Annotated in this window: 18 protein-coding genes and 1 tRNA gene; all 19 read left to right on the top strand. The window is 61.2% G+C overall.

The features are described from left to right. Nucleotides 1–65: 65 nt before the first annotated feature. Nucleotides 66–845 carry a triose-phosphate isomerase gene (gene tpiA / locus BN2476_RS06220; RefSeq protein ID WP_087733291.1) on the top strand — a complete coding sequence of 260 codons (780 nt, stop codon included), beginning with the start codon at nucleotides 66–68 and terminating at the stop codon, nucleotides 843–845. Nucleotides 846–933: 88 nt separating this feature from the next. Beyond that, nucleotides 934–1308 (top strand): preprotein translocase subunit SecG, encoded by a 375-nt coding sequence (gene secG, locus BN2476_RS06215; RefSeq protein WP_087733290.1) that lies wholly within the window; start codon nucleotides 934–936, stop codon nucleotides 1306–1308. 112 nt (nucleotides 1309–1420) lie between these two features. Next, nucleotides 1421–1505, top strand: a tRNA-Leu gene (locus tag BN2476_RS06210). A gap of 172 nt (nucleotides 1506–1677) precedes the next feature. Next, nucleotides 1678–2037 (top strand): NADH-quinone oxidoreductase subunit A, encoded by a 360-nt coding sequence (locus BN2476_RS06205; protein WP_007588164.1) that lies wholly within the window; start codon nucleotides 1678–1680, stop codon nucleotides 2035–2037. Between the two features lie 62 nt (nucleotides 2038–2099). Next, nucleotides 2100–2579, top strand: coding sequence for a NuoB/complex I 20 kDa subunit family protein (locus BN2476_RS06200; RefSeq protein ID WP_006052903.1), 480 nt, complete (start codon nucleotides 2100–2102; stop codon nucleotides 2577–2579). Between the two features lie 20 nt (nucleotides 2580–2599). Then, nucleotides 2600–3202: an NADH-quinone oxidoreductase subunit C gene (locus BN2476_RS06195; RefSeq protein WP_087733289.1), complete on the top strand. Its 603-nt coding sequence runs from the start codon at nucleotides 2600–2602 to the stop codon at nucleotides 3200–3202. Nucleotides 3203–3211: 9 nt separating this feature from the next. Continuing rightward, on the top strand, nucleotides 3212–4465 hold the full coding sequence (locus BN2476_RS06190) for an NADH-quinone oxidoreductase subunit D (RefSeq protein WP_087733288.1): 1254 nt from the start codon (nucleotides 3212–3214) through the stop codon (nucleotides 4463–4465). A gap of 158 nt (nucleotides 4466–4623) precedes the next feature. Further along, the gene (nuoE, locus tag BN2476_RS06185; RefSeq protein WP_087733287.1) at nucleotides 4624–5109 is read left to right on the top strand and encodes an NADH-quinone oxidoreductase subunit NuoE; all 486 of its coding nucleotides are present in this window, start codon (nucleotides 4624–4626) and stop codon (nucleotides 5107–5109) included. Then, nucleotides 5106–6434, top strand: coding sequence for an NADH-quinone oxidoreductase subunit NuoF (nuoF, locus tag BN2476_RS06180; RefSeq protein WP_087733286.1), 1329 nt, complete (start codon nucleotides 5106–5108; stop codon nucleotides 6432–6434). The genes nuoE and nuoF overlap by 4 nt, the downstream gene beginning before the upstream one ends. Nucleotides 6435–6536: 102 nt before the next feature. Beyond that, on the top strand, nucleotides 6537–8870 hold the full coding sequence (gene nuoG / locus BN2476_RS06175; RefSeq protein ID WP_087733285.1) for an NADH-quinone oxidoreductase subunit NuoG: 2334 nt from the start codon (nucleotides 6537–6539) through the stop codon (nucleotides 8868–8870). Then, nucleotides 8871–9935, top strand: a complete 1065-nt coding sequence (nuoH, locus tag BN2476_RS06170) for an NADH-quinone oxidoreductase subunit NuoH (RefSeq protein WP_087733284.1) — start codon at nucleotides 8871–8873, stop codon at nucleotides 9933–9935. 15 nt (nucleotides 9936–9950) lie between these two features. Continuing rightward, nucleotides 9951–10439: an NADH-quinone oxidoreductase subunit NuoI gene (gene nuoI / locus BN2476_RS06165; RefSeq protein WP_063495298.1), complete on the top strand. Its 489-nt coding sequence runs from the start codon at nucleotides 9951–9953 to the stop codon at nucleotides 10437–10439. A gap of 159 nt (nucleotides 10440–10598) precedes the next feature. Then, entirely contained in the window at nucleotides 10599–11267 is a 669-nt protein-coding gene (locus tag BN2476_RS06160; RefSeq protein ID WP_087733283.1) for an NADH-quinone oxidoreductase subunit J, read from the top strand. 16 nt (nucleotides 11268–11283) lie between these two features. Further along, entirely contained in the window at nucleotides 11284–11589 is a 306-nt protein-coding gene (gene nuoK / locus BN2476_RS06155; RefSeq protein ID WP_087733282.1) for an NADH-quinone oxidoreductase subunit NuoK, read from the top strand. An 18-nt stretch (nucleotides 11590–11607) separates the two neighbouring features. After that, on the top strand, nucleotides 11608–13662 hold the full coding sequence (gene nuoL / locus BN2476_RS06150) for an NADH-quinone oxidoreductase subunit L (RefSeq protein ID WP_087733281.1): 2055 nt from the start codon (nucleotides 11608–11610) through the stop codon (nucleotides 13660–13662). Nucleotides 13663–13684: 22 nt separating this feature from the next. Next, on the top strand, nucleotides 13685–15178 hold the full coding sequence (locus BN2476_RS06145) for an NADH-quinone oxidoreductase subunit M (RefSeq protein WP_087733280.1): 1494 nt from the start codon (nucleotides 13685–13687) through the stop codon (nucleotides 15176–15178). 26 nt (nucleotides 15179–15204) lie between these two features. Continuing rightward, nucleotides 15205–16683 carry an NADH-quinone oxidoreductase subunit NuoN gene (gene nuoN, locus BN2476_RS06140; protein WP_087733279.1) on the top strand — a complete coding sequence of 493 codons (1479 nt, stop codon included), beginning with the start codon at nucleotides 15205–15207 and terminating at the stop codon, nucleotides 16681–16683. Beyond that, nucleotides 16683–16979, top strand: coding sequence for a DUF2818 family protein (locus BN2476_RS06135; protein ID WP_087733278.1), 297 nt, complete (start codon nucleotides 16683–16685; stop codon nucleotides 16977–16979). Before nuoN ends, BN2476_RS06135 begins: the two co-directional genes overlap by 1 nt. Before the next feature lie 40 nt (nucleotides 16980–17019). Then, entirely contained in the window at nucleotides 17020–17610 is a 591-nt protein-coding gene (locus tag BN2476_RS06130; protein ID WP_087733277.1) for an NUDIX domain-containing protein, read from the top strand. The last annotated feature ends 268 nt before the right edge of the window (nucleotides 17611–17878 follow it).

Below are 17878 nucleotides of genomic sequence, written 5' to 3'. Positions count from 1 at the left end.
AGAGCTGGGGGCGCTGACGAAGCGGAGGCGTCCAGGACCCGCACCACGATAAAACGAGCGAGACGATGGCGAAACAACGAGCAAAACTGGTAGTCGGTAACTGGAAGATGCACGGTCGGCTTGCCGACAACCGCGTGCTGCTGCAAGCCGTATCACATGGCGCGAACGATCTTCCGGACGATGTGCGAGTCGGCGTATGCGTGCCGTGTCCTTATCTGCCGCAAGCGCAGTCGCTGCTGGAAGGCGGCTGCGTCGCGTGGGGCGTGCAGGATGTCTCCGCGCATACGCAGGGCGCCTATACCGGCGAAGTCGCTGCCGAAATGGCCGCGGAATTTGGCGCGTCGTTTGCGATCGTCGGACACTCTGAGCGTCGTGCGTATCACCGTGAAAGCGGCGAGACGGTCGCCGTGAAAGCGCAGCGCGCGCTCGAAGCAGGCTTGACGCCGATTGTCTGCGTCGGCGAAACGCTCGACGAGCGCGAGTCGGGTAAGACAGAGCAGATCGTGGGCGCGCAACTCGACGCGGTGCTCGCGAAGCTGTCGGTGGAAGATTCGGCTCGCATCGTCGTTGCATATGAGCCCGTGTGGGCCATCGGCACCGGCAAGAGCGCGACTGCGCAGCAGGCGCAGGACGTTCATGCGTTCTTGCGCGCGCGTCTCGCAACGAAGGGCGACGACGTGGAAAGCGTGCCGCTGTTGTACGGTGGCAGCGTGAAGCCGGAGAACGCGGAAGAGTTGTTCAGTCAGCCGGATATCGACGGCGGTTTGATCGGCGGCGCGTCGCTGAAAGACAAGGATTTCCTGGCAATCTGCAGTGCAGCCGTTGCGGCGACCGCCGCGCGCTGACACGACAAGACAGAGTGCCCGGGCGAGGATGACCCATTGCGCGCAGCATGTGTTGTTGCGCGGTTAAATAAAGACTCAGGTGAGTGTGATGCTGTATTTGAAAACGTTGATCATTGTCGTGCAATTGCTGTCGGCGCTTGGCGTCATCGGCCTCGTGCTGTTGCAACACGGCAAGGGCGCCGACATGGGCGCGGCCTTCGGTAGCGGCGCATCGGGCAGTCTCTTCGGCGCGACGGGCTCTGCTAATTTTCTGTCACGTACGACTGCGATACTGGCAGCAGTGTTCTTCGCCACCACGTTGGCACTGACATACATCGGCGCGTATCATTCGAAACCTTCGGCAGGCGTGCTGGGTAGCGCTCCCGTATCGGCTCCTGCGCCTGCTGCGTCTGTACCGGGCAATGCATCGGCTGCAGTTGCTGCATCTGCAGCTTCTGCGCCAGGCCAGGATGTGCCGAAATAAATTTTCGAAGAAAAAAAGTTTGTGCGTTGAACAAACTGCTTAAACGGGTTACAATTCAAGTCTTGAAGCGATTCGCGGGTTTTACAAGTTGTTTTCCCGGATTGCAGACAGTGCCGACGTGGTGAAATTGGTAGACACGCTATCTTGAGGGGGTAGTGGCGAAAGCTGTGCGAGTTCGAGTCTCGCCGTCGGCACCAATGTTATCTAATGCCAGCCGCTTGCTTCAGCTTCGGCTGGCATTTTCACTTCTGGGGTTGTGTTTGCTGTGGGCTTTCGGCATCAAGCATCCCGAAGTGTTTCGCGTCAGGGGTTGTTCAAGGTAGTCCACGTCTCCTGACGTCACTCAGAACCAACCGATTGAGGATAGCTTTGAACCTCGCAGCCTATTTCCCCGTTTTGTTGTTCCTCCTCGTGGGCACCGGTTTAGGCGTAGCACTGGTCAGTATCGGCAAGATCCTCGGTCCGAATCGGCCGGATACCGAAAAAAACGCACCGTACGAGTGCGGCTTCGAAGCGTTCGAAGATGCGCGCATGAAATTCGATGTGCGCTACTACCTGGTTGCCATTCTCTTCATCATTTTCGACCTTGAAACGGCGTTCCTGTTCCCGTGGGGTGTGGCCCTGCGCGACATCGGCTGGCCGGGCTTCATCTCGATGATGATTTTTCTGCTCGAATTCCTGTTGGGCTTTGCCTATATCTGGAAGAAAGGTGGCCTTGATTGGGAATGACGGGTTAATCGCCGGTATGTAGGGGTGGCGATGGCTCGCCGCCCGTCTGGAGTGGAAAGCAAATGAGTATCGAAGGGGTCTTGAAGGAAGGGTTTGTCACCACCACGGCTGACAAGCTGATCAACTGGACGCGTACCGGTTCACTGTGGCCGATGACGTTCGGTCTCGCGTGTTGTGCTGTCGAGATGATGCATGCGGGCGCCGCCCGTTATGACCTCGACCGTTTCGGTGTGGTGTTCCGTCCAAGTCCGCGACAGTCGGATGTGATGATCGTCGCCGGCACGCTGTGCAACAAGATGGCGCCCGCGCTGCGCAAGGTCTACGACCAGATGGCCGAGCCGCGCTGGGTGATCTCGATGGGTTCGTGCGCGAATGGCGGTGGCTACTATCACTACTCGTATTCGGTGGTGCGTGGCTGCGACCGTATCGTCCCCGTCGATGTGTATGTGCCGGGCTGCCCGCCCACGGCCGAAGCGCTGGTGTACGGCGTGATCCAGCTGCAGGCGAAGATCCGCCGCACCAATACCATCGCCCGTCAATAAGGCCAGAGCCTCCCCACAATATGGCAAGCAAACTCGAGACCCTCAAAGCGAACCTCGAGGCGGCCTTTGGCGGCCGCCTGACGAGCATCACCGAATCTGTCGGTGAGCTGACCATCGTCGTGAAAGCGGGCGATTACCTCGAAGTAGCAAAGCGTCTGCGCGATGACGCGACGCTGCACTTCGAGCAACTGATCGACCTGTGTGGTGTCGACTATCAAACTTACGGTGAAGGCGCTTACGAAGGCCCGCGTTTTGCCGCTGTCCTGCATCTGCTTTCCATCTCGAACAACTGGCGCCTGCGCGTGCGCGTGTTCGCGCCGGACGACGATGTGCCTCTGGTTCCGTCGGTCGTCGAGATCTGGAATTCCGCCAACTGGTACGAGCGCGAAGCGTTCGACCTGTACGGCATCGTCTTCGAAGGTCATCCGGACCTGCGCCGCATCCTGACCGATTACGGTTTCATCGGTCATCCGTTCCGCAAGGATTTCCCGGTTTCCGGCTACGTCGAAATGCGCTACGACCCGGAAGAGAAGCGCGTCGTCTATCAGCCGGTGACGATCGAGCCTCGGGAAATCACGCCGCGCGTGATCCGCGAGGATCACTATGGCGGACTGAAACACTAAGAGAACGTCATGGCAGAGATCAAGAACTACACGCTCAACTTCGGCCCTCAGCACCCCGCAGCGCACGGCGTGCTGCGCCTCGTGCTCGAACTCGACGGCGAAGTGATCCAGCGCGCGGATCCGCACATCGGCCTCCTGCACCGCGCGACGGAAAAGCTCGCGGAGAGCAAGACGTTCATCCAGTCGGTGCCGTACATGGATCGTCTCGACTACGTGTCGATGATGGTCAACGAGCACGGCTATGTGCTCGCGATCGAAAAGCTGCTCGGCATCGACGTGCCGATTCGCGCAAAGTACATCCGCGTGCTGTTCGACGAAGTCACGCGCGTGCTGAACCACCTGATGTGGATCGGTGCGCATGCGCTCGACGTCGGCGCGATGGCGGTGTTCCTCTACGCGTTCCGCGAGCGCGAAGACCTGATGGACGTGTATGAGGCGGTGTCCGGCGCACGGCTGCACGCAGCGTACTATCGTCCGGGCGGTGTCTATCGCGATCTGCCGGACGCGATGCCGCAATACAAGGCATCGAAGATTCGAAATGCGAAGGCATTGTCGAAGCTGAACGAGAACCGCCAGGGCTCGTTGCTCGATTTCATCGAAGACTTCTTCAACCGCTTCCCGAAGTACGTCGACGAGTATGAAACGCTGCTCACCGACAACCGCATCTGGAAGCAGCGTCTGGTCGGCATCGGTGTCGTGAGCCCGGAGCGCGCGCTGCAACTGGGCCTGACGGGCGCGATGCTGCGCGGCTCGGGCATCGAGTGGGATCTGCGCAAGAAGCAGCCGTACGAAGTGTATGACCAGCTGGACTTCGACATCCCCGTGGGCGTGAACGGCGATTGCTACGACCGCTATCTGGTGCGCGTCGAAGAAATGCGTCAATCCACGCGTATCGCGAAACAGTGCATTGAATGGCTGCGCAAGAATCCCGGCCCTGTGATGACGGACAATCACAAGGTCGCGCCGCCGTCGCGCGTCGGCATGAAGTCGAACATGGAAGAGCTGATTCACCACTTCAAGCTCTTCACGGAAGGCTTCCACGTGCCGGAAGGCGAAGCGTACGCGGCCGTCGAGCATCCGAAGGGCGAGTTCGGCATCTATCTCGTGTCGGATGGCGCGAACAAGCCGTATCGCCTGAAGATTCGCGCGCCGGGTTATGCACACCTGTCCGCGCTCGACGAAATGGCGCGGGGTCACATGATCGCCGACGCCGTGACGATCATCGGCACGCAAGACATCGTGTTCGGTGAAGTCGATCGCTAGGCGAATTCACTAGCAGTATTCATCAAGGCGCGCGCTCACGTAGCCGATAACGCATGAGAAGCGGGGCGCGCGTCAAGCAAAGGAACGCCGGGTCTGTCGCAACACGCAGTGCGCGACAGGTTTTCGTTCGGTAGGAATTGAAAGAGTCGTGTCTGAAAATGATCTCAGCTGAAGGCCTGAAAGAAATCGATCGTGCGATCACGAAGTACCCCGCCGATCAGAAACAGTCCGCCGTGATGGCGGCGCTGGCCGTCGGTCAGCAGGAGCATGGCTGGCTGTCGCCCGAACTGATGCAGTTCGTCGCGGACTATCTCGGCATGCCGGCCGTCGCCGTGCAGGAGGTCGCGACCTTCTACACGATGTTCGAGACGTCGCCCGTCGGCAAACACAAGATCACGCTCTGCACGAACCTGCCGTGCCAGCTCGGTCCTGATGGCGGTTCGGACAGCGCCGCCGAATATCTGAAGCAGAAGCTCGGCATCGACTTCGGCGAAACCACCCCGGACGGCAAGTTCACCCTGAAAGAGGGTGAGTGCATGGGTTCGTGCGGTGACGCTCCCGTGCTGCTCGTGAACAACCATCGCATGTGCAGCTTCATGAGCCGCGAGAAGATCGACCAGCTGCTCGAGGAACTTTCGAAATGACGTCTTTGCACGATCGTCACATCAAACCGCTGATTCTCGCCGGCCTGAATGGCGACAACTGGCATCTTCAAGACTACGTGGCGCGCGGCGGCTACAAGCAGTTGCGCCGTATCCTCGAAGAGAAGATTCCGCCGGAGCAGGTGATCGCCGACGTGAAGGCTTCAGGTCTGCGCGGCCGCGGCGGTGCAGGCTTCCCGACAGGCCTGAAGTGGAGCTTCATGCCGCGCCAGTTTCCGGGGCAGAAGTATCTCGTCTGCAACTCTGACGAGGGCGAGCCGGGCACGTTCAAGGACCGCGACATCCTGCGCTGGAATCCGCATTCGCTGATCGAAGGCATGGCCATCGGCGCGTACGCGATGGGCATTACGGTCGGCTACAACTACATCCACGGCGAAATCTTCGAAGTCTACAAGCGCTTCGAAGAGGCGCTGGAGGAAGCGCGCGCAGCCGGTTTCCTCGGCGACAACATCATGGGCTCGGGCTTCTCGTTCCAGCTGCATGCGCACCACGGTTACGGCGCCTACATCTGCGGCGAAGAAACCGCGCTGCTCGAATCGCTGGAAGGCAAGAAGGGCCAGCCGCGCTTCAAGCCGCCGTTCCCGGCGAGCTTCGGCGTGTACGGCAAGCCGACCACAATCAACAACACGGAAACGTTCGCAGCCGTGCCGTTTCTGCTGGAAGTCGGTCCGCAGGCCTACCTCGAAATGGGCAAGCCGAACAACGGCGGCACGAAGATCTTCTCGGTGTCGGGTGACGTCGAGCGTCCGGGCAACTATGAAATCCCGCTCGGCACGCCGTTCTCGACGCTGATGGAACTCGCGGGCGGCATGCGCGGCGGCAAGAAGCTCAAGGCCGTGATTCCCGGCGGTTCGTCGGCACCCGTGGTTCCGGGCGACATCATGATGCAAACCGACATGGATTACGATTCGATCGCGAAGGCGGGTTCGATGCTGGGTTCGGGCGCCGTCATCGTGATGGACGAGACGCGCTGCATGGTCCGCTCGCTGTTGCGCCTGTCGTACTTCTATTACGAAGAGTCGTGCGGACAGTGCACGCCGTGCCGCGAAGGCACGGGCTGGCTGTATCGCGTCGTGCATCGCATCGAACACGGCCTCGGCCGCCAGGAAGATCTCGACCTGCTGAACTCGGTTGCCGAGAACATCATGGGCCGTACGATCTGCGCGCTCGGCGATGCGGCTGCCATGCCCGTGCGCGGCATGCTCAAGCACTACTGGGACGAATTCGAGTATCACGTCGCCAACAAGCGTTGCCTCGTCGGCGGTCATGCTGGCGCACCGGCGGCATCGGAAACGGTCGCCGCATAAAGCCGGAGCAAAGGCAAGCGCGGGAGCCGCCGCTTCGCGCAAAAGCGCAGCGGCGAGCGGGCGAACGATTGAGCGGTAACAGGTTAAGGAAGATTGACCATCATGGTTGAACTTGAAATAGACGGCAAGAAAGTAGAGGTGGCCGAAGGCAGCATGATCATTCAGGCTGCGCATAAGGTCGATACCTACATTCCTCACTTCTGCTATCACAAAAAGCTGTCGATTGCGGCCAACTGCCGGATGTGTCTCGTCGATGTCGAGAAGATGCCGAAGGCCGTGCCTGCATGCGCGACGCCGGTGTCGGCGGGCATGATCGTGCGCACGAAGTCGGAAAAGGCGGTGAAGGGACAGCAATCCGTGATGGAGTTCCTGCTGATCAATCACCCGCTCGATTGCCCGATCTGCGATCAGGGCGGCGAATGCCAGCTGCAGGATCTGGCTGTCGGCTACGGCAAATCGTCGTCGCGTTATAGCGAAGAGAAACGCGTCGTGTTCCACAAGAACGTCGGCCCGTTGATCTCGATGGAAGAAATGACGCGCTGCATTCACTGCACGCGCTGCGTCCGCTTCGGTGAAGAAATCGCCGGCGTGATGGAGCTCGGCATGCTGGGCCGCGGGGAGCACTCGGAAATCACGTCGTTCGTCGGCAAGACGGTCGACTCCGAACTGTCGGGCAACATGATCGACCTGTGCCCCGTCGGCGCGCTGACGAGCAAGCCGTTCCGCTACAGCGCCCGTACGTGGGAACTGTCGCGCCGCAAGTCGGTGAGCCCGCACGATTCCGTCGGTGCGAACCTCGTCGTGCAGGTGAAGAACAACCGCGTGATGCGCGTGCTACCGTTCGAAAACGAAGCGATCAACGAGTGCTGGATTTCGGACAAGGACCGTTTCTCGTACGAAGGCCTGAACAGCCCCGAACGTCTGACGCGCCCGATGCTCAAGCAGGGCGGTCAGTGGATCGAGACGGACTGGCAGACGGCGCTTGAATACGTCGTCAAGGGTCTGAAGGGCATCAAGGCGGATCACGGCGCGGACGCGTTTGCCGCGCTCGGCAGCGCGCACAGCACGGTCGAAGAACTGTTCCTGCTGAAGAAGATCGCGGAAGCGATCGGCACGCCGAACGTCGATTTCCGTCTGCGTCAGACGGACTTCCCGGTAGGCGCAAACGGCACGCCGTGGCTGGGTACGGCTATCGCGAATCTGTCGACGCTCGACTCGGCATTGGTGATCGGCTCGTCGCTGCGTCGCGACCATCCGCTGTTCGCAGCGCGTCTGCGTCAGGCTGCCAAGGGCGGCGCGAAGATCACACTGCTGCAAGCCACGCGCGACGACGCGCTGATCCCGCAAGCGACACGCATCGCCGCCGCACCGTCGGCATGGCTTAATGAGCTGGCTGGCATCGCTGCCGCCGTGTCGGAAGCGAAGGGCGTCGCGTTGCCGGAGGCGTTCGCAGGTACGAAGGCGTCGGATGTCGCGAAGCAGACGGCGGCATCGCTCGCCACGGGTGAGCTGCGTGTCGTGCTGCTCGGCAATGGCGCTGTCCAGCATCCGGAGTTCGCGCGCATTCACGCAGCGGCTCAATGGATCGCTGATGCAACGGGCGCATCGCTCGGCTTCCTGACGGAAGCGGCGAACACGGTCGGCGCGCATCTCGTCGGCGCATTGCCGGGCGAGGGCGGTCTGAACGCTCGCGAAGTCTTCGAGCAGCCGCGCAAGGGTTATCTTCTGCTGAACCTCGAGCCGGAATTCGATACCGCCAACCCGGCGCAGGCGCTTGCCGCGCTGAACCAGGCGGAAATGGTCGTCGTGATGTCGCCGTTTCAGACGGGAGCCGAATACGCGGACGTTCTGCTGCCGATCGCGCCGTTCACGGAAACGGCCGGCACGTTCATCAACGCGGAAGGCACGGTGCAGATGTTCAACGGCGTGGTGCGTCCGCTGGGCGATACGCGTCCCGCATGGAAGGTTCTGCGCGTGCTGGGCAGCCTGCTCGGCGTGCCGGGCTTCGAATACGACACGGCTGAAGAAGTGCGCGTCGCCGCGTTGGGCGATGGCGATCTGACGCCGCGCCTGTCGAACAGGACGGCGACGGCCATCGCGCGCAGCAGCGCGGCGAAGGGGGCGGATGGCACGTTCGAGCGCATCGCCGATGTGCCGATCTATCACGCCGATCCGCTCGTGCGCCGCGCCGAGTCGTTGCAGCTGACGGCGGCCGCGCGTGCCGCTCACACGGTCGGTTTGCCGGCGACGCTGTTCGACAAGCTGGGATTGAAGGAAGGCGACGCGGTGCGCGTTCGTCAGGGCGATCGCTCGGTGCAGGTTCCGGCCGCGCGTGATGCGAATCTTGCGGAGACGGTCGTCCGCGTATCGGCGGCTACGCCTGCCGGTGCAGCGCTGGGCAGCCTGTTCGGTGAACTGGTGGTGGAGAAGGCGTAAATGACCTTGTTCGATACGATCAACGCGGGCGGCAGCCAGCTTCTCGGCGTGGCCTGGCCTACGGTGTGGGCACTCGTGCGCATCCTCGTGGTGTCCGTCGCGATCCTCCTGTGCGTGGCTTACCTGATCCTGTGGGAGCGTAAGCTGATCGGCTGGATGCACGTGCGTCTCGGCCCGAACCGCGTCGGCCCGGCGGGTCTCCTGCAGCCGATCGCCGACGTGCTGAAGCTGCTCCTGAAGGAAGTCATTCAGCCGACGCAAGCCAGCCGCTGGATCTACCTGATCGCGCCGATCATGGTGGTGGTCCCCGCGTTCGCGGTGTGGGCGGTGATCCCGTTCCAGGCGGGTGCCGTGCTCGGCGACATCAACGCGGGCCTGCTGTACGCGATCTCGATTTCGTCGATGGGCGTGTATGGCGTGATTCTCGCGGGCTGGGCGTCGAACTCGAAGTACGCGTTCCTCGGCGCGATGCGCGCGGCGGCGCAGATGGTGTCGTACGAAATCTCGATGGGCTTCGCGCTCGTCGTCGTGATGATGACGGCAGGCACAATGAACCTGTCGGACATCGTCGGATCGCAGATGCGCGGCATCTTCGCGAGCCACGGCGTGACGTTCCTGTCGTGGAACTGGCTGCCGCTGCTGCCGGCCTTCGTCGTGTACTTCATTTCGGGCATCGCGGAAACGAACCGCCACCCGTTCGACGTAGTGGAAGGCGAGTCGGAAATCGTCGCGGGCCACATGATTGATTACTCGGGTATGGCGTTCGCGCTGTTCTTCCTCGCCGAGTACATCAACATGATCGTGATCTCGGCGCTGGCTTCCGTCCTGTTCCTGGGCGGCTGGAGCGCACCGTTCGAGTTCCTGTCGTTCATCCCCGGCATTTTCTGGCTGCTGCTGAAAGTATTCTTCCTGTTGTCGGTATTCATCTGGGCGCGTGCGACGTTCCCGCGCTACCGCTATGACCAGATCATGCGTCTGGGCTGGAAGGTGTTCCTGCCGGTTACCGTGATCTGGGTGATCGTGGTTGGCCTCTGGATCATGTCGCCGTTGAATATCTGGAATTAAGGAGGCGGACGAACCATGACCGCAATCCAAAACTTCTTCAAGACCTTCTTTCTGACCGAACTGCTGAAAGGCCTCGCGCTGACGGGACGCTATGCGTTCCAGCGCAAGATCACGGTGCAGTTCCCCGAAGAGAAGACTCCGATTTCGCCGCGTTTCCGCGGGCTGCACGCGCTGCGCCGCTATGAAAACGGCGAAGAGCGCTGCATCGCATGCAAGCTGTGCGAAGCGGTGTGCCCGGCGCTCGCCATCACGATCGAATCGGAAACGCGCGCGGACAACACACGCCGCACGACGCGCTACGACATCGACCTGACCAAGTGCATCTTCTGCGGTTTCTGCGAGGAGAGCTGCCCGGTCGATTCGATCGTCGAAACGCACATCCTCGAATATCACGGCGAAAAGCGCGGCGACCTGTACTTCACGAAGGACATGCTGCTGGCAGTCGGCGACCGTTACGAAGCGGAAATCGCTGCGAACAAGGCGGCCGACGCACCCTATCGTTGATTTGGGTTGATATAGCACTTCGACGCCGCACGGCTTACCAGGCGCAAAACCGTGTGGCGCTGCCAGACCGCTTGGGTGTCGCGTCAGACAAAGCGATGTATCAGAAGACGCGCGCCGAAGCACCAAGCCTGACGATGGCCTAACGATGAATCGGTAATCATGGAATTCACGACCGTACTGTTCTACATCTTCGCGCTACTCCTGACGGTGTCAGGGCTGAAGGTGATCACTTCGCGCAACCCGGTGGCGTCCGCGTTGTTCCTCGTGCTCGCGTTCTTCAACGCGGCCGCGATCTGGATGCTGCTGCAGGCGGAATTCCTCGCGATCCTGCTGGTGCTGGTGTACGTCGGCGCGGTGATGGTGCTGTTCCTGTTCGTCGTGATGATGCTGGACATCAATCTCGACGTGCTGCGGCGCGACTTCAAACGCTTCGTGCCGATGGCGACGGTGGTGGGCGCCATCATCGTGGTCGAAACGGCGCTGATCCTGTGGCACGGCTACGGCGCGACGGTTCAACCCGTGCGCGACACGACGGCCTCCGTCGCGGGCGCCGCCGACTGGTCGAACACGCGCCTGATCGGCAAGGTCATCTACACGGATTACATCTTCGCGTTCGAAGTGGCCGGCCTCGTGCTGCTGGTTGCGATCATCGCGGCGATGGCGCTGACCGCGCGTCACGGCAAGGACAGCAAGCGCCAGCGCGTATCGGAGCAGGTGAAGGTGCGCCGCGAAGACCGCGTACGCGTGGTCAAGATGGCAGCAGAGAAGGAACGTCTGGCTGAACCTGAAGCCATTACCGGCGACGCTGGCGCCGGCAAGAACAGCTGACGCAGAGGAGAGAAAAATGTTGTCACTTGCCCATTACCTCGTGCTCGGCGCGATCCTGTTCGCGATCAGCGTCGTCGGCATATTCCTGAACCGTCGCAACGTCATCATCATCCTGATGGCGATCGAACTGATGCTGCTGGCGGTCAACACGAATTTCGTCGCGTTCTCGCATTACCTCGGCGACGTGCATGGCCAGATTTTCGTCTTCTTCGTGCTGACCGTCGCGGCAGCCGAAGCCGCGATCGGCCTCGCGATTCTGGTGACCCTGTTCCGTAGCCTCGACACGATCAACGTCGAGGATCTCGATCAGCTCAAAGGTTAATTTCAGGCACAGGCTCTTATGTCAACGACACTCAATGAAAACCTGTTGCTGGCGGTGGCGCTCGCACCGCTGGCCGGCTCGCTGATCGCAGGGCTGTTCGGCAAGACGGTCGGGCGTGCGGGGGCGCACTCGGTCACGATCCTCGGCGTCGCGATTTCGTTCGTTCTTTCGTGCATCGTTTTTCTCGACGTGCTCAACGGCGCGAGCTTCAACGCGACCGTGTACGAATGGATGACGGCCGGCAAGGTGAAGTTCGAAATCGGCTTCCTCGTCGACACGCTGACGGCCATGATGATGTGCGTCGTGACCTTCGTGTCGCTGATGGTGCACATCTACACGATCGGCTACATGGCCGACGAAGAGACGGGCTACGAGCGTTTCTTCTCGTACATCTCGCTGTTCACGTTCTCGATGCTGATGCTCGTGATGAGCAACAACTTCCTGCAGCTGTTCTTCGGCTGGGAAGCAGTGGGTCTCGTGTCGTACCTGCTGATCGGCTTCTACTTCAAGCGTGAAAGCGCGATCTACGCGAACATGAAGGCGTTCCTCGTCAACCGCGTGGGCGACTTTGGCTTCATCCTGGGCATCGGTCTGATCCTCGCGTACGGCGGCTCGATGAACTACGGCGAAGTGTTCGCGAAGAGCCACGAACTGGCCTCGTTGACGTTCCCGGGCACCGACTGGGGCCTGCTGACGGTCGCGTGCATTTGCCTCTTCATCGGCGCGATGGGTAAGTCGGCGCAGTTCCCGCTGCACGTGTGGCTGCCGGACTCGATGGAAGGCCCGACGCCGATCTCCGCGCTGATTCACGCGGCAACCATGGTGACGGCGGGTATCTTCATGGTGACGCGCATGTCGCCGCTGTTCGAACTGTCGGATTCGGCGCTGTCGTTCATCACGGTGATCGGCGCGATCACGGCGCTGTTCATGGGCTTCCTCGGCATCGTGCAGAACGACATCAAGCGTGTCGTCGCTTACTCGACGCTGTCGCAACTCGGTTACATGACGGTCGCACTCGGCGTGTCGGCGTATCCCGTCGCCGTGTTCCACCTGATGACGCACGCGTTCTTCAAGGCGCTGCTGTTCCTCGGCGCGGGCTCGGTCATCATCGGCATGCACCACGACCAGGACATGCGCAACATGGGCGGCCTGCGCAAGTACATGCCGATCACGTGGATCACATCACTTGTCGGCTCGCTCGCGCTGATCGGCACGCCGTTCTTCTCGGGCTTCTATTCGAAGGACTCGATCATCGATGCGGTGAAGCTGTCGCATCTGCCGGGTTCGGGCTTCGCATACTTCGCTGTTGTCGCGAGCGTGTTCGTGACGGCGCTGTACTCGTTCCGCATGTACTTCATGGTGTTCCACGGCGAAGAGCGCTTCCGCGGTCCGAAGCATCCCGACTCGCCGATGGGCGCCGAAGCCGCTGCGCACGGACATGGCGATCACGGTCACGGTCACGACGACCACGCTCACGAGCCGCACGAAACGCCGTGGGTGGTGTGGGTGCCGCTGGTCCTGCTCGCGATTCCGTCGATCGTGATCGGTGCAATCGGCGTCGGTCCGATGCTGTACGGCGATTTCTTCCAGCACGGTGTGGCGTTCGAGAAGGTCATCTTCATCGGCGAAAACCATCCGGCGCTGCACGAGATGGCGGAAGAATTCCAGGGCTGGGCCTCGATGGGCCTGCACGCCGCATCGGGCCTGCCCGTGTGGCTGGCGCTCGCGGGTGTCGTGGTGGCGTGGTTCCTGTACCTGCAGCGACCGGATCTGCCTGCTTCGCTGCGCCGCGCGTTCGGTCCGATCTATACGCTGCTGGATAACAAGTACTACATGGACAAGATCAACGAAGTCGTGTTCGCGCGCGGCGCCGTGGCAATCGGCCGTGGCCTGTGGAAGGAAGGCGACGTCGTGGTCATTGACGGCATTGTCAACGGAAGCGCGCGCTTTATCGGCTGGTTCGCGAGCGTGATCCGTTTCCTGCAATCGGGTTACATCTACCATTACGCGTTTGCCATGATCATCGGCATGCTGGGGCTCTTGACCCTGTTTGTAACGCTCGGCGGCAAATAAGAACAGGCTGGAGACACTTCACATGCACACGACGTTTCCGATTCTAAGTATCGCGATCTGGATGCCGATTATTTTCGGCCTGGTGGTTCTGGCCATCGGTTCAGATCGTAATCCCGGTCCTGCGCGCTGGATTTCGCTGATCGGGTCTGTCCTGAGTTTCATCGTGACGATTCCGCTGATCACGGACTTCGACGCGAGCACGGCAGCATTGCAGTTCGAAGAGAAGGCCAACTGGATCGAGCGCTTCAACATCACGTACCACCTCGGCATCGACGGTATCGCGATGTGGTTCGTCGTGCTGACGGCGCTGATCACGGTGATCGTCGTGATCAGCGCGTGGGAAGTGATCACGAAGAACGTCGCGCAGTACATGGCGGCGTTCCTGATCCTGTCGGGCATCATGGTCGGCGTGTTCTGCGCGGCGGACGGCCTACTGTTCTACGTGTTCTTCGAAGCGACGCTGATCCCGATGTACATCATCATCGGCGTGTGGGGCGGGGCGAACCGCGTGTACGCGGCGTTCAAGTTCTTCCTCTATACGCTGATGGGCTCGCTGCTGATGCTGGTCGGCCTGCTGTACCTGTACACGCAGACGGGCACGTTCGATCTGGCGACGTGGCAAGCCGCGAAGCTGTCGATGACGCCGCAGGTGCTGCTCTTCATCGCGTTCTTCCTCGCGTTCGCCGTCAAGGTGCCGATGTGGCCCGTCCACACGTGGCTGCCTGACGCGCACGTGGAAGCGCCGACGGGCGGCTCGGTCGTGCTGGCCGCGATCATGCTGAAGCTGGGCGCGTACGGTTTCCTGCGCTTCTCACTGCCGATCGCGCCGGACGCAAGCCATTTCCTCGCACCCGTCGTGATCACGCTGTCGCTGATCGCCGTGATCTACATCGGCTTCGTCGCGATGGTGCAGGCGGACATGAAGAAGCTGGTCGCATATTCGTCGATCGCTCACATGGGCTTCGTCACGCTCGGCTTCTTCATCTTCAACCAGCTCGGTACGGAAGGCGCGATCGTGCAGATGATCTCACACGGCTTCGTGTCGGGCGCGATGTTCCTTTGCATCGGCGTGCTGTACGACCGCATGCACTCGCGTCAGATCGCCGACTACGGCGGTGTCGTCAACACGATGCCGAAGTTCGCCGCGCTCGTGATGCTGTTCTCGATGGCGAACTGCGGCCTGCCGGGCACGTCCGGTTTCGTCGGCGAGTTCATGGTGATTCTGGCCGCTGTCCAGTACAACTTCTGGATCGCGTTCGGCGCGGCCGTGACGCTGATTCTCGGCGCGGCCTATACGTTGTGGATGTACAAGCGCGTGTACTTCGGCGCGGTTGTGAACGACCACGTGAAGAGCCTCGTCGACATCAACCGTCGCGAGTTCGTCATGCTGGCGGTGCTCGCCGCGTTGACGCTGTATATGGGCATCTATCCGAAGCCCTTTACCGAAGTGATGCACGTGTCGGTGGAAAACCTCCTCTCCCACGTCGCGCAGTCGAAGCTGCCGCTACCGCAGTAATGCAGAGCGGAGGAATTTAAAAGATCATGCAAAACGCTCCTATGACCGCCTTGTTGCCTGACGCGCTGGTGATGGCCGCCATCGTCGTCGCGTGGCTCAACGACACCTTTGCCGGGCCCAACAGCCGAAAGACGACGTATTTCATCGCGCTCGTTTCGTCGGTGGTGGCCGGCATCTGGTTTGCCATCGAAGCCTTCGCGCCGGGCGCCGGGCCGCAGTACTTCTTCTCGCGCATGTACGTGGTCGATCCGTTCGCCAGCGTGATGAAGGCGGTCGTGTCGCTTGGCTTCGCGCTGACGATCATCTACTCGCGCAAGTACTTGGAAGACCGCGGCCTGTACGAGGGCAACTTCTTCCTGCTCGGCATGTTCTCGCTGCTGGGCCAGCTGATCATGATCTCGGGCAACAACTTCCTGACGCTGTACCTCGGTCTGGAGCTGATGTCGCTGTCGCTGTACGCGGTGATCGCGCTGCGCCGCGATGCCGCCCCGTCGAACGAAGCCGCGATGAAGTACTACGTGCTGGGCGCGCTGGCTTCGGGCTTCCTTCTGTACGGCATTTCGATGCTCTATGGCGCAACGGGCTCGCTCGAACTGAACGAAGTGCTGAAGGCTGTTGCGTCGGGCCGCATCAACGATGTCGTGCTGCTGTTCGGCGTGATCTTCATCGTCGCGGGTGTCGCGTTCAAGATGGGCGCCGTGCCGTTCCACATGTGGGTGCCCGACGTCTATCAGGGCGCGCCGACCGCGATGACGCTGATCGTCGGCGGCGGCCCGAAGGTCGCGGCGTTCGCGTGGGGCCTGCGCTTCCTGGTGATGGGCTTGCTGCCGCTCGCCGTCGACTGGCAGGAGATGCTGGTCATCCTCGCCGCGCTGTCGCTGATCGTCGGCAACATCACGGGTATCGTCCAGCGCAACGTCAAGCGGATGCTGGCTTACTCGGCGATCTCGAACATGGGCTTCGTGCTGCTCGGTCTGCTGGCGGGCGTGGTCGACGGCAAAACGGGCTCGGCAGCGAGCGCATACGGCTCGGCGATGTTCTACAGCATCATCTATCTGCTGACGACGCTCGGCTCGTTCGGTGTCGTGATGCTGCTCGCGCGCCGCGAGTTCGAAGCCGAAACGCTCGAGGACTTCAAGGGCCTCAACCAGCGTAGCCCCGTCTTCGCGTTCGTGATGATGGTGATGATGTTCTCGCTCGCCGGCATTCCGCCGACGGTCGGCTTCTACGCGAAGCTCGCGGTTCTCGAAGCGACGATGAACGCGGGTCTCACGTGGCTCGCCGTGCTCGCCGTGATCACGTCGCTGTTCGGCGCGTTCTACTACCTGCGCATCGTCAAGCTGATGTACTTCGACGACCCCGTCGACACGACGCCGCTCGCGGGCGACGCCTGCAAGCGCACGCTGCTGGCACTGAACGGCGTGGCCGTGCTGGTGCTCGGCATCGTTCCCGGTCCGCTGATGTCGATCTGCCTGAACGCGATTTCGCACACGCTGCCGCTGTAATGTCGGCAGCGGGGTGGTTCATCGTGTTGTTGGCGCTCGCGGGCGCCAACTTGCCGTTTCTGAACCAACGCCTTTTCGGTGTCGTGCCCTTGAGGGCCGCGAAGAAAAGCGCGTGGATCAGGATCGGCGAACTGATCGTGCTGTATTTCATTGTCGGCGCGCTCGGCTTCCTGCTCGAAGCGCGCGCCGGCAACCGCTTCGAACAGGGCTGGCAGTTCTACGCGATCACATTCAGCCTGTTCATCGTGTTCGCCTTCCCGGGCTTCACGTTTCAATATCTCGTCAAACGGCGCTGACGGTTCCAGCCGTCGCGCCTCTCGCCGCAAGAGGCCGCACATGGCAGAACTTCCCGATCACGACGTTGCGCTCATCGAGACCTGCATCAAAAGCGAAGTGGCTTATCAAGGGCCCTTCATGACGGTCAAGTGCGACACCGTGCACCTGCCCGATGGCAAAACGGCGACGCGCGAATACGTCAAGCATCCCGGCGCCGTGATGGTGATCCCTCTCTTCGACGACGGCCGCGTGCTGATGGAGAGTCAGTATCGCTACGCGATGGGCAAGGTGATGTACGAGTATCCGGCCGGCAAACTGGACCCGGACGAAGACTCGCTGACCTGCGCGAAGCGCGAGCTGCTCGAAGAAACGGGCTATACGGCGCGCGAGTACGTCTATCTGACGCGCATTCACCCGATCATTTCGTACTCGACGGAGTTCATCGACATCTATGTCGCGCGCGGCCTGACGGCAGGCGAACGCAAGCTCGACGACGGCGAGTTCCTGGAAACATTCATCGCGAAGGTGACGGACGTGTCGGAATGGATACGCACGGGCCAGCTGAGCGACGTGAAGACGATCATCGGCACGTTCTGGCTCGAAAAACTGTTGTCGGGCGAATGGCCAACGAACGCAGCAGAGCCAGGCTGACACGCGCCCGCATCGACTCAGCGACGATCTGCGAAGCGGCAGCCCTTGCGCTGTCGTTTTCCTTTTCAGACGTTCGCTGTGGCGCGGCCATCGACGCTTCCGCGCATCGTGCACCAACGCGCTAGAATGACTGACTACCGCTTTCTGCCTGCACGTCGAGCGGTATGTCACTGCGCTACCGCGGGGCGGCCCGCAAGAGCGCAAGCAGAAGCGATCTTAACGAACGACCGTTCACAAATTTGATTTTGCGCTAAACTCGTACGCAAGC

Source organism: Paraburkholderia piptadeniae (assembly GCF_900007165.1).
Lineage (GTDB): Bacteria > Pseudomonadota > Gammaproteobacteria > Burkholderiales > Burkholderiaceae > Paraburkholderia > Paraburkholderia piptadeniae.
This window is presented reverse-complemented; position numbering and strand designations above follow the sequence as displayed.

Coding starts and splice junctions, on each gene's coding strand:
- BN2476_RS06145 (WP_087733280.1), top strand. CDS start 13,685: ATGCACACGACGTTTCCGATTCTAAGTATCGCGATCTGGATGCCGATT.
- nuoL (WP_087733281.1), top strand. CDS start 11,608: ATGTCAACGACACTCAATGAAAACCTGTTGCTGGCGGTGGCGCTCGCA.
- tpiA (WP_087733291.1), top strand. CDS start 66: ATGGCGAAACAACGAGCAAAACTGGTAGTCGGTAACTGGAAGATGCAC.
- nuoH (WP_087733284.1), top strand. CDS start 8,871: ATGACCTTGTTCGATACGATCAACGCGGGCGGCAGCCAGCTTCTCGGC.
- secG (WP_087733290.1), top strand. CDS start 934: ATGCTGTATTTGAAAACGTTGATCATTGTCGTGCAATTGCTGTCGGCG.
- nuoN (WP_087733279.1), top strand. CDS start 15,205: ATGCAAAACGCTCCTATGACCGCCTTGTTGCCTGACGCGCTGGTGATG.
- BN2476_RS06135 (WP_087733278.1), top strand. CDS start 16,683: ATGTCGGCAGCGGGGTGGTTCATCGTGTTGTTGGCGCTCGCGGGCGCC.
- BN2476_RS06200 (WP_006052903.1), top strand. CDS start 2,100: ATGAGTATCGAAGGGGTCTTGAAGGAAGGGTTTGTCACCACCACGGCT.
- BN2476_RS06190 (WP_087733288.1), top strand. CDS start 3,212: ATGGCAGAGATCAAGAACTACACGCTCAACTTCGGCCCTCAGCACCCC.
- nuoI (WP_063495298.1), top strand. CDS start 9,951: ATGACCGCAATCCAAAACTTCTTCAAGACCTTCTTTCTGACCGAACTG.
- nuoK (WP_087733282.1), top strand. CDS start 11,284: ATGTTGTCACTTGCCCATTACCTCGTGCTCGGCGCGATCCTGTTCGCG.
- BN2476_RS06160 (WP_087733283.1), top strand. CDS start 10,599: ATGGAATTCACGACCGTACTGTTCTACATCTTCGCGCTACTCCTGACG.
- BN2476_RS06195 (WP_087733289.1), top strand. CDS start 2,600: ATGGCAAGCAAACTCGAGACCCTCAAAGCGAACCTCGAGGCGGCCTTT.
- BN2476_RS06130 (WP_087733277.1), top strand. CDS start 17,020: ATGGCAGAACTTCCCGATCACGACGTTGCGCTCATCGAGACCTGCATC.
- nuoG (WP_087733285.1), top strand. CDS start 6,537: ATGGTTGAACTTGAAATAGACGGCAAGAAAGTAGAGGTGGCCGAAGGC.
- nuoE (WP_087733287.1), top strand. CDS start 4,624: ATGATCTCAGCTGAAGGCCTGAAAGAAATCGATCGTGCGATCACGAAG.
- nuoF (WP_087733286.1), top strand. CDS start 5,106: ATGACGTCTTTGCACGATCGTCACATCAAACCGCTGATTCTCGCCGGC.